The organism is Nocardia farcinica, assembly GCF_029867845.1.
Taxonomy (GTDB): Bacteria; Actinomycetota; Actinomycetes; order Mycobacteriales; family Mycobacteriaceae; genus Nocardia; species Nocardia farcinica_A.
Map to the genome: position 1 here is coordinate 1 of NZ_JARWRU010000155.1, position 10,102 is coordinate 10,102.

Here is a 10,102-nt window from a genome sequence, read left to right on the forward strand (position 1 = left end):
ACGGTTTCGGCGGCGGCGAGCAGGGCGAGCAGCTCACGCGCGTGCCCGCTCGGCTCCGGCCCGGCCGCCGCGATCGTCTGCCCGGCCTTCGCCAGCGCCGACCGCGCCGCCGACCGGGCGGCGTCGCGCTCGCCGTCCGGCACCGTTTCCAGCGCCGACACCGCCGCCAACGCCCTGGCCACCGCGATACGCGACGGACCGTGCGGGTTGAGCAGCGCGGGCGACATGGTGACCACCCATCCCACCGCGGCGCCTGCCGCCGCGGCCGCCAGGGCCGCCCACAGTTCGGCCGCGGTGCCCGCGTAACCGGACGCGCCCGCCGCCGCGAAGATCAGCACCACCGGTCCTGGACCCGGAATGCCGAAGGCTCCCAGCAGCCAGAAGGCGACGCCGGCGGCGAGCGAGAGCAGCGCGATCACCGGCGCGCTGCCCAGCCCGGCCACGCCGAGGCCGGCGCCGAGCCCGACATAGGCAACCACGCACGCGCCGACCACGGCGACCTTGCCCGCCAGCACCCGATAGGGCTCGTTGCGCGCGAACGCCGAACTCAGCGCGCCCAGCGCCGCGAAACCCGACAGCTGCGGCACATCCAGCAGGCCACCGACGACCAGCACCAGCGCCACCGCGACGCCGACCCGCACCGCCGAGGCGACCACCGCGTCCGCGGGCCGCACCTCGAGCGCCGCCCGCCATGCCGCGGGCGAGACGGAGTGCGCCAGCGCGGCGGTCGAGTGTCGCAGGCGGCTGTGGTCGAGGTCGGTGGCAAGAGGCTGCACCCGGACAGCGTATTAATTTACGAGTAAATTATCTATGAAAAGTGTCTGTGAGGCTCACTACCATGGCGGACATGGCCCGATCCACGCCCGGCAGCTCCCCAGCACCGCACGCGAGCCCCCGCCCGCCCGCCGAGGCCCCCGCCGCGCCGGAGGACTTCATCGACCGGGTGCGCCAGGCCTGGGCGCAGACCCACCCGGACATCGACACCACCCCCATCGACGTCATCGGCCGCGTCACCCGCATCGGCTCACTCGCGCTCGCCCAGCTCGACCGCGAACTCACCGGCTCCGGCGTCACCCGCTCGGAATTCGACGTGCTGTGCACCCTCGCCCGCAGCCCGCACCCGCTGCGCGCCAGCGAGGTCACCTCCGTCACCGGCATCTCCGGGGCCGCCACCACCAAACACACCGACCGCCTGGCCGGGCTGGGCCTGGTCGAACGCCGCCGCCTGGAACGCGACGGCCGTGTCGTGCTGCTCGAACTCACCGAGGCCGGCCGCGGGTTCGTCCGCGAACAACTCCCCCGCAGGCTCGACCGCGAGCGCCGTATGCTCGACGGCCTCACCGAGGCCGAGATCGACACCCTCACCGACCTGCTGCGCCGCGTCGCCCACAACGTCGAACGCCGGATCGGTCCGTGACCGACCCGGCGTCCCGGTGAGGGCTCCCGCGTTCAGGCCTTGCGGATGACCGTGATCGGGCATTCCACGGTGTGGATCAGCGCGTTGCTCGTCGAACCGAGCAGCATGCCCGTGAAGCCGCCGCGACCGTGACTGCCCACCACCACCTGCTGCGCGTCGGCCGAGGCGTCGAGCAACGATCGCACCGGGCGGTTCGCCACCACGATCCGCCGCACCTCCACGTCCGGGTACCGCTCGCCGAAACCGGCCAGCCGCTCGGCCAGCAACGCCTCCTCGTCGGCGGCGATCGACTCCCAGTCCACGATGCCCAGCTCCAGGCTGCTGGTGTCGCTCCACGAGTGCAGCGCGACCAGCGGCACCCCGCGCCTGCACGCCGCGTCGAAGGCGTACTCGACCGCGCCCACGCTGTTCTCGGTGCCGTCGACGCCGACCAGGATCGGCTTGCCTGCCCATTCCCGCGCCACCCCCGTCGGCGTCTCGTGCACCACCGTCACCGGGCACTTCGCGTGCCTGGTCACCGAGGTGCTCACCGAACCGAGCAGGCCGCGCTTGAACGCGCCGAGACCGCGCGAGCCGACCACGATCATCCGCACCCGCTCCGACCATGCCAGCAGTGCCGGGATCACGAAGTCGAACGTCGCCTCCGTGGTGATCCGCAGACCGTCCTCGGCCGTCTTCGCGATCTGTTCGCGCACCTCTGCCAGCATCCGCTCGCCGTCGGCCTGCAACAGCTCGAGCTCGGTCTCCGGCAGCGTGAGCCCGGAGCCGTAACCCGTGCTCACCGCCACCGACGTGAGCAGGTGCAGGGTGTCGCCGCGCAGCGCCGCCTCTTCCGCCGCCCACGCCGCCGCCTGGCGCGAGCTCTCCGAGCCGTCCACCGCGGCCACGATCACCTGCTCGCTCGCGTACTCCCGTGTCTCGGCCACCTCGGGTTCCTCCCGTTCCAACGCCTGTCCGGGATGCGTCCCGGCCTCCGGTGCCAGCATGCCCCACTCGCGGCCGGTTCCCCGGTAGCGCCCCGACGAGAATCACACCGCGCCGCCACGGCGGCCGCGAGCGGGCCGGGCGGGGCGCAATGCACAGGCAACAGCGGCGCAACGGGCAGGCAACCGGTTGATGATGATCTCGTCGGGTGTTCGAATCCTGTTGCACCCCATATGAAATCGCGCACGTGCTGCGCCACCGCTACGGCTTTCCGGTGGAACTCGACAGCTACCGGCCGACCCTGGTGTGCGGGCCCCGCATCGGCGCGATCGACGTGCCCGCCGAGGTGGGCATCACAGTGTTGGCACGACTGTCCGCGAGCCCGGCGGGCCTGGAGCGCCCCGCACCGGCGATCCGAAATCCGCGCGACACGATGTGGACCTTCCTGGTCCGCCCGTTCGGGCCGATCGGCCCGGCGCGACGCCGGCGGCTGGCCGAGGCAGGGATCACCGTGCGCGAGCGCGGGCGGCGGGTGATCCTGCCCGTCGCCGACAACGGCTTCGGGTGGCGCTGGGCGGGAGAGCCCGCTCCGGGACGGCTGCGACTACCCCCGCGCACGGCGGTGCTCGACGCGCTCGATCCGGTGGGCGGCGCCGACGAGGATCGCCGCCCACCGGAGCGGATCAGGCCCCGTGCTTGCGGCGGCGGAATTCCTCGGCGATGAGACGCAGGCACGTGTCGTGCTCGGTTTCACCGGGATGGGCCTCGCGCCGCAACCGCAACATGGCTTGCGGCAAACCGATGCCCAGCTCACTCGACAGCCGCACGGCATCGACCTTCGGCATTTCTCATCCTCCACGAACTTGTTCGAACCAGAACTACAACCGTCTCTTCGTACCCGACGACGACCTCGGCGAACCCTCGAATTACATCTCGATCGCATGAAGGCCGCCCCGGTCAGGGCGGCAGCAGCGAGAAAAGTGTACGACCATCGTGTCCGCCCGCGATACCAGCCCTTCCCAAGGGCGACAGCGTTTCCCGGCCGCGCCCCTGATATCAGGGGGTGCAGGATGGAGGCATGGGCACGATCCGAATCGGCACTTCCGGGTGGGTCTACCCGCCGTGGCGCGGCGTGTTCTATCCACCCGGCCTGCCGCACCGCCAGGAATTGACATATCTCGCCGAGCGAATGGACACCGTGGAAATCAACGGTTCCTTCTATTCGCTCCAGCGACCATCGAGTTATCTACGCTGGACCGAGCAGACCCCGGCCGATTTCCGTTTCGCCGTGAAAGGCAGCCGTTTCATCACACATATGAAGCGGCTGCGCGATCCGGGAACCGCCCTGGCCAACTTCTTCGCTTCCGGGGTGCTCGCCCTCGGCGGCAGACTCGGCCCGATCCTGTGGCAGCTGCCGCCCACCCTGTCCTACGACCCGGTGCTGCTCGCCGACTTCTTCCACGCCCTCCCCCGCACCACCGCGGCCGCCGCCGAACTCGCCGCAGGCCACGACGATCGCGTCGAACACCCTCACCTCACCGTCGACGCCGACCGTCCGATGCGGCACGCGCTCGAGGTCCGCCACCCCGGCTTCACCGACCCCGGCTTCCCCGGCCTGCTCCGCGAGCACGACATCGCTCTCGTGGTGGCCGACACCGCGGGCACGTTCCCCTTCCTCGACGATGTCACCAGCGATTTCGTCTACGTGCGGCTGCACGGCGGCGAGGAACTGTACGTCAGCGGCTACACCGACGAGGCGCTGGACATGTGGGCGGCCAGGATCGAACACTGGGCCGAAAACGGTGACGTGTACGTCTATTTCGACAACGATGCCAAGGTCATGGCGCCACGGGACGCGATCGCCCTGCGGAAGCGGGTCGCCGGCTGAGTGGCCCGAGGGCGCCCCCTTCCCTCCTTGCGGCTTTGACGGTTTCGGCAGTTCGGTCGATACCTCGGAGAGTCGATCACATGTCTAGATCGAAATATCTCCTTATCGACACGGATTGGACGACATGGTGGCGACCCACCCTGGTAATCGCTCCGCAACTGCGTCCCCCTACCGTGCGAGGGCGAGCACCACCCGCTCGCACCCACGAGAAGGGACCTCGCCGTGGACCTCACCCGCCTGCCGCGATCGTTCGGCGCCACCCTGCCCGACTGGGTTCTCGAGGAGCTGGCCCACTCCCCCACCGTCCTGCCCACCCATGCCGACCGCATGGAACTGGCCCTGCGGCTGGCCGCGCGCAACCCGTTGGAAGGCTCCGGCGGGCCGTTCGCGGCGCTCGTCGTCGACACCGCCACCGGCGAGCTGGTGGTGAACTGGCGGCCGTGCGCGCAGTGCTACGGCGCGGTGCTGTGGTCGGGCGTGAAGCGCCTGGTCATCGCCGGTGAGGGCCCCGAGGTGGAGCACCTCACCGGCTTCGACGAGGGTCCCATGCGCGAGGACTGGGCCGAGCAGCTGCGCCGCCGCGGGGTCGAGGTGGTGATCGGCGTGCGCCGCGAACAAGCGGTGTCGATGTTCGCCGAGTACGGCCGGGTGGCCGTCGAACGCGGCCTCACCGTCTACAACGCCCGCGGCGGCGCCTGACCCACCGCACGCGCGGCGGCGGGCAGTCCGCGGCGGGCCGGGGTCGTCAGGTCCAGAGAACGGCGATGAGGACGTTGACGATGCCGAGGCCGCCCGCGGCGTGGGTCATCCACGCGGCGTCCTTACCCTTCTTGGCGTCGGCGCGGCCGATCTCGGCGAAGGCGGCGACCGCGAGGGCGATGACCAGCTTGATGCTGATCTTGGTCATGTTCGGATCCTTGCCGAGCGAGTCGATCGACTCGGCCATGCCGACGAGGATCACGCCGGTGAGGATCTGTACCCGCGCGCCCCACACCATCACCTCGTTCACCTTCGGCTGCCCGGCGGCGTACCCGCCGATCAGGGCGGCGAGGCCGAGGAAGTGGGTGACGACGATCAAGTTGTAGACGACATCCATGGCACCCGAGACTAATGGATCTCCCACTCTCCTACTACATTCCGTAGTGAAATCGCGCGGGAGTGTCCCTCGGCTACAGATCGAGCACGAGTCTGCCGCCGTCGCAGCGGGACACGCACGGCAGCCAGGCGCCCTCGGCGCGCTCGGCGTCGGTGAGCACGGTGTCGCGGTGGTCTGGTTCGCCGGCGAGGACGCGGACCCGGCAGGTGCGGCAGAAACCCTGCCTGCACGAGTAGGGGCGATCGGGCCGCAGCTTCAGCAACGCCGTCAGGGCCGTCTCGTCGGCGGGCACGCCGAGCACCTCGCCGGTGCAGGCCAGCTCGATCTCGAAGGGGCCGCCGTCGACGATCGGTGGCGGCGAGAAGCGCTCGACGTGCAGTTCCACGCCCGCGACGGCACGGACCGCGGCGATCACGGCGGCGGTCATCGGGGCGGGGCCGCTGCAGTAGACGGCGGTGCCCGCGCCGACGCCGGGCAGCAGGGCCGCGGCGTCGGGCAAGCCGTGCTCGTCGTCGGTGCGGACGGTGACGCGATCGCCGAAGGCGGCGAGTTCGCCGAGGAAGGGCAGGGTGTCCGCGGATCGGCCGGTGTAGATCATCGACCAGTCCACGCCGAGGCGGTGCGCGAGCCCGGCCATCGGCAGGATCGGCGTGAGGCCGATGCCACCCGCCACGAAGTGCAGCCGGGTGGCCGGTGAGCCGTGGCCGGGAACGGCGAACGGGAAGGCGTTGCGTGGGCCGGTGGCGCTCAGCGGGGCGCCGACGGTGAGCGCGTCGTGCACCTCGACCGAGCCGCTCCCTCCGGGGATACGGCGGACCGCGATGCGGTAGCGGTCGCGCTCGGCGGGGTCGCCGCACAGCGAGTACTGCCTGCGCAGGCCGGAGGGCAGGGTGATGTCCAGGTGTGCGCCGGGCCGCCACGGGGGCAGTGCGCCGCCGTCGCGGGCCCGCAGCGACAGGCTCACCACGTCCTGGTCGCGGGCTTCGACGCGGCGGCTCGCGACGACGAGGGCGAGGGTGCGCTGATCGGCGCGCAACCGCGGGTCGCGACGGTGGGCCAGGCTCGCCCAGCGCAGGCGCAGGGTGGCGAGCGCGTCGACCACGGCGAAGGCGAGGTCGGGGCGGCCACGGCCATACAGGTCGGCGGGCAGGGCGCGGGTGCTCACGAGACCTGGGCGGCGGGCGGTCACGAGGCGGCGGCCCTGGCGGCCGGGGAGGTGGCGAGATAGGCGATGGCCTGCGCGGTCGAGCCAACGGACTCCGGGTGGTAGCCGGGCAGGAAGGTGGACAGGGCGCTGGCGGCCAGAGCGGGCACGCCGGGCAGCGCGCCGCGGCGCATGGCCCCGAGGACGCCTGCGAGCAGGCGTGGATAGCCGAGGTCGGGCAGGGCCGGGTCCTGGCGGATCATGAACGCCGCACCGCGCACGACCAGGCCGAGGAAGATCGGGAAGACCAGCACCATGAGCGCGGATCGGCGCAGGTAACCGACCCCGAAGTACTCGGCGACCTCGTGGGCGACGTGGCGGTGTTCGACCTCCTCGGCGCCGTGCCAGCGGAACAGATCGGCCATGCGCGGGTCGGCGTCGAAGCGTTCCAGGTCGGCGTTGAGCACCCAGTCGCCGAGGAAGGCGAAGAAGTGCTCGAGGCAGGCGATGAAGGCCAGGCGCTCGATCATGGCCTGCCGTCCGGCCACCCCCGACGAGGATGCGGGCCACAGGGTGACACGGAACAGATGTTCGGCCTGGCGCAGGTACGGCCCGGGGTCGATGCCGTTGGCGGCCAGCACCTCGTGCAGCACCCGGTCATGGGTCTGCGCGTGCATGGCCTCCTGACCGATGAACCCGAGCATGGCCTCGCGCAGCTTCTCGTCGGCGACGTGCGGCAGGGCCTCGGTGTAGGCGGCGCAGAACATGCGCTCGCCCTCGGGGAGCAGCAGGTTCAGCGCGTTGACGACGTGCGAGGCGATCGGCTCGTGCCGCAGCCAGTGCAGCGGGGCGCCCGTCCAGTCGAATCGCACGTCGCGCGGGTGCAGCGTCACCTCGCCCGGGTCGGTCTGCGGCCCGCGGCGGGTCCTGCGAAGTAGCGGCATCGGTACTCCTCGGTGTGTTCCGTAGGAGCAGCGTACACCTATCTAGTACATCCGGTAACAGTTACCGGCAAGTTCAGTTATTTCGCGGCTTCCACCGGCGACGCCGTGTCGACCGAGGGCCGCCAGCCCAGCCGAGGGGCGATCGCGGTGACGGTGTCGTGCAGGATCTGCTCGTAGTCGTCGCGACGGAACTCGTAGGGCAGTTCCAGGCGCAGTTCGGTGGTGTGGGCGAACACCGGGTCGGCGCGCAGGCGTTCGACGATCTCCTCGGCGGTGCCGACCAGATCGGGGGCGAACATGACCCGCCGCTCGCCGTTGGGGCGAAGGGTGCGTTCGTGTCTGTTCGCGGCGTAACGGCGGTAGCGCTCCCTGGTGGCCCGGTCGGCGCTGTCGAGGGGAACGACGACCCGGCCGAGTGCCAGTCGCGCCGAGCGATCGGCGGGCACGCCGGCGCGGTACTCGCGAACCAGGTCCAGTTGGGTGGTGGTGAAATCGTCGCTGCGGTCGGCGAAGACGACATTGCCGGTGAGCAGGTTGAGGCCGTGCCGCGCGGCCCAGCGCACCGAGCGCAGGCTGCCGCCGCCGTACCAGAGGCGATCGATCAGGCCCGGACTGTAGGGCTGGAGCCGGGGGCGCTGGATGTTGCCCGGCGATTCGATGACCGTGTCGGGGTCGCCGAGATACTCCCCGCGCAGATTGTCGATGAGCCGTTCGATGCGGCCGTAGGACAGATCGTAGGCGCGCCAGTCACCGTCGAACACCCGGTGGCCGATGAGGTCGGCGTGCGGCGGGACGCCCGCGCTGAAGCCGGGTTGCAGCCTGCCGCCGGACAGGACGTCGGCCATGGACAGGTCCTCGGCCAGCCGGAACGGGCTCTCGTAGCCGATGGGGATGACCGCGGCGCCGAGTTCGACCCGGCGGGTGCGCTGAGCGGCCGCGGCGAGGAACACCGCCGCCGAGCCGACGCCGTGTTCGAGGAGACTCTGTCTGATCCAGGCGCCGACGAAACCGAGCGCCTCGCCGTACTCGAACAATCGCAAGGTGTCCTCGAGTCCGGTGGCCGGATCGTCGTCGGGGTAGTTGCCCGGCGTCAGGAACGCCAGGCGGGTGATCCGCTGATCGGATCCGGTGGCGGCGTCGGAACCCATGCGGGCAGTGAATCGCGTTGCGGCGCGGTCCGAAAGCTTTGCGCTCGAGCAGAACACAATTCCCGGAGGTGGCGCGGTACCCTGCCTGCGATCGCGCCCCGGATGCCCGGGTCGCCCGCCGAGCTGCCCGAGGAAGTGGTCGATGCCTCGCCCGACGACGAGTGTCCTCTCGATGGCCGCCCTGCTGTGCGCGACGGCGACCGGGCCCGCGGCCGCCGCGCCGGCGGACATCGGGCCCGCCGGAACCGCGCTCATGCACGGCGATCTCGCGTCGACCGACACCACGCCGCATCCGGGTCCGGGGCCGGGCGCGCGGGTGGCCGCCTGGTCGGCGCCCGGCGGGGTGTGCAGCGCGACCTTCCTCACCTCGGCCGGCGTGCCGGTGTCGCTGTGCACGGCGTTCGTCGGGGTCGACCCGCTCACCGTGGTGGCGCCGACGGTGGTGGTGTTCGACCCGGAGTCCGCGCGGCCGGTGGCCTCGTTGCAGCTGGCCAAGGGCGGCCTGCTCGGCGGGGTCTACGGCTATCTCGACAGCGCCGACCGGGTGGTGGTGGCCGAGGGGTCGGGGGCGATCGTGAAGGTCGCGCAGCGTCGGGAGGCCGACGGTTCGACGCGGCTGTTCGTCGACGAGCGCATCGACCTGGCGAGCGCTGTCCCCGCCGGTGACGCGGTCACCGGGGTCGCGCCGGATCACGACGGCCGGATCTGGTTCGCCACGACCGGCGGCGTGGTCGGCACCGTCGACGCCGAGGGCCGGATCGGCGCGATCCGCCTGCCGGACGCGGAGGAACTGACCAACGGCCTGACCGTGCGCGCCGGTGGCGCCTCGGTGCTGACCAATCGCGCGCTCTACGAGATGCGCGCCGACGAGACGGGCGTGCCCGGAATCGTGTGGCGGCGCGAGTACGAGGCCGGCACCACCCGCAGACCGGGGCAGCTCGCCGCGGGCTCGGGCACCACCCCGACCTATTTCGGACCGGGCGGCGACGCCTGGGTGGCGATCGTCGACGACGCCGAGCGGCCGCACCTGGTGGTGTACCGCACCGCCGACGGCTCGATCCTCTGCCGCACACCGGCTTTCGAGACCTCGGGGCAGGGCACCGAGAACTCGCCGATGGCCTGGGGCGACGCGCTGTTCATTCCGAGCACCTACGGTTTCGCCTATCCCCCGAACGCCACCGACGGTCCGAGCGATCCGCCGCAGGCCGCCTTCATCGGCGGACTGACCCGCTTCGACGTCGCCGAGGACGGCTGCGTCAGGGTGTGGGAGACCGGCGACCGGATGGCCACCCTGCCCAGGCTCTCCCGCGCCGACGGAGCGATCCACGCGCTGGCCTACGGCCCGTTGTCCGCGCAGCCGGGCCCGCAGCAGGCCGGACCGGTGTACTACACCGCCGTGGACGCGGCGACCGGGCAGCGGCGCGCCCCCGCGCAGGTGGGGTTGGCGCCGCTGGACGAGCCCATGCCGCGCACCCGCCCGCTCGGGCCGGGCGGGGCGCGCTGGGAGGGGACATTCGGGGGGGTGCTGAAGATAGCGGCGC

At 71.6% G+C, this 10,102-nt stretch carries 11 protein-coding genes and 1 pseudogene; 5 read left to right on the plus strand and 7 right to left on the minus strand.

The genetic code is table 11. From position 1 onward, the window contains the following. Positions 1-776 (minus strand): annotated as a pseudogene (locus tag QH283_RS03070) (FUSC family protein); the annotation flags it as partial. Between the two features lie 71 nt (positions 777-847). Between QH283_RS03070 and QH283_RS03075 the strand changes: the two are divergent. Beyond that, the gene (locus QH283_RS03075; RefSeq protein WP_280501502.1) at positions 848-1,417 is read left to right on the plus strand and encodes a MarR family winged helix-turn-helix transcriptional regulator; all 570 of its coding nucleotides are present in this window, start codon (positions 848-850) and stop codon (positions 1,415-1,417) included. Between the two features lie 32 nt (positions 1,418-1,449). On the opposite strand, the gene QH283_RS03080 is transcribed toward QH283_RS03075, so the two are convergent. Further along, positions 1,450-2,343, minus strand: coding sequence for a universal stress protein (locus tag QH283_RS03080; RefSeq protein WP_280501503.1), 894 nt, complete (start codon positions 2,341-2,343; stop codon positions 1,450-1,452). Positions 2,344-2,588: 245 nt separating this feature from the next. Here QH283_RS03080 and QH283_RS03085 point away from each other — a divergent pair, with 245 nt between their 5' ends. Next, positions 2,589-3,065, plus strand: a complete 477-nt coding sequence (locus QH283_RS03085) for a hypothetical protein (RefSeq protein WP_280501504.1) — start codon at positions 2,589-2,591, stop codon at positions 3,063-3,065. Here the strand turns inward: QH283_RS03085 and QH283_RS03090 are convergent. Further along, the gene (locus QH283_RS03090) at positions 3,025-3,186 is read right to left on the minus strand and encodes a hypothetical protein (RefSeq protein WP_157101242.1); all 162 of its coding nucleotides are present in this window, start codon (positions 3,184-3,186) and stop codon (positions 3,025-3,027) included. The two genes, QH283_RS03085 and QH283_RS03090, sit on opposite strands and share 41 nt — an antisense overlap. A 233-nt stretch (positions 3,187-3,419) precedes the next feature. Here QH283_RS03090 and QH283_RS03095 point away from each other — a divergent pair, with 233 nt between their 5' ends. Continuing rightward, positions 3,420-4,229 carry a DUF72 domain-containing protein gene (locus QH283_RS03095; RefSeq protein WP_280501505.1) on the plus strand — a complete coding sequence of 270 codons (810 nt, stop codon included), beginning with the start codon at positions 3,420-3,422 and terminating at the stop codon, positions 4,227-4,229. Positions 4,230-4,451: 222 nt separating this feature from the next. Then, positions 4,452-4,928 carry a nucleoside deaminase gene (locus tag QH283_RS03100; RefSeq protein ID WP_280501506.1) on the plus strand — a complete coding sequence of 159 codons (477 nt, stop codon included), beginning with the start codon at positions 4,452-4,454 and terminating at the stop codon, positions 4,926-4,928. Between the two features lie 46 nt (positions 4,929-4,974). Here the strand turns inward: QH283_RS03100 and QH283_RS03105 are convergent, their stop codons facing one another. From QH283_RS03105 to QH283_RS03120, 4 genes are all read right to left on the minus strand, one after another. After that, on the minus strand, positions 4,975-5,325 hold the full coding sequence (locus tag QH283_RS03105; protein WP_280501507.1) for a hypothetical protein: 351 nt from the start codon (positions 5,323-5,325) through the stop codon (positions 4,975-4,977). A 73-nt stretch (positions 5,326-5,398) separates the two neighbouring features. Beyond that, positions 5,399-6,490: a PDR/VanB family oxidoreductase gene (locus QH283_RS03110; RefSeq protein ID WP_432420644.1), complete on the minus strand. Its 1,092-nt coding sequence runs from the start codon at positions 6,488-6,490 to the stop codon at positions 5,399-5,401. 20 nt (positions 6,491-6,510) lie between these two features. Then, positions 6,511-7,413, minus strand: coding sequence for a metal-dependent hydrolase (locus tag QH283_RS03115; protein ID WP_280501508.1), 903 nt, complete (start codon positions 7,411-7,413; stop codon positions 6,511-6,513). A 77-nt stretch (positions 7,414-7,490) separates the two neighbouring features. After that, complete coding sequence (locus QH283_RS03120; RefSeq protein ID WP_280501509.1) at positions 7,491-8,561, minus strand: LLM class flavin-dependent oxidoreductase; 1,071 nt, start codon at positions 8,559-8,561, stop codon at positions 7,491-7,493. Between the two features lie 142 nt (positions 8,562-8,703). Between QH283_RS03120 and QH283_RS03125 the strand changes: the two genes are divergently transcribed. Continuing rightward, positions 8,704-10,102: hypothetical protein (locus tag QH283_RS03125; protein ID WP_280501510.1), on the plus strand; the 1,399-nt coding region annotated here is incomplete at its 3' end.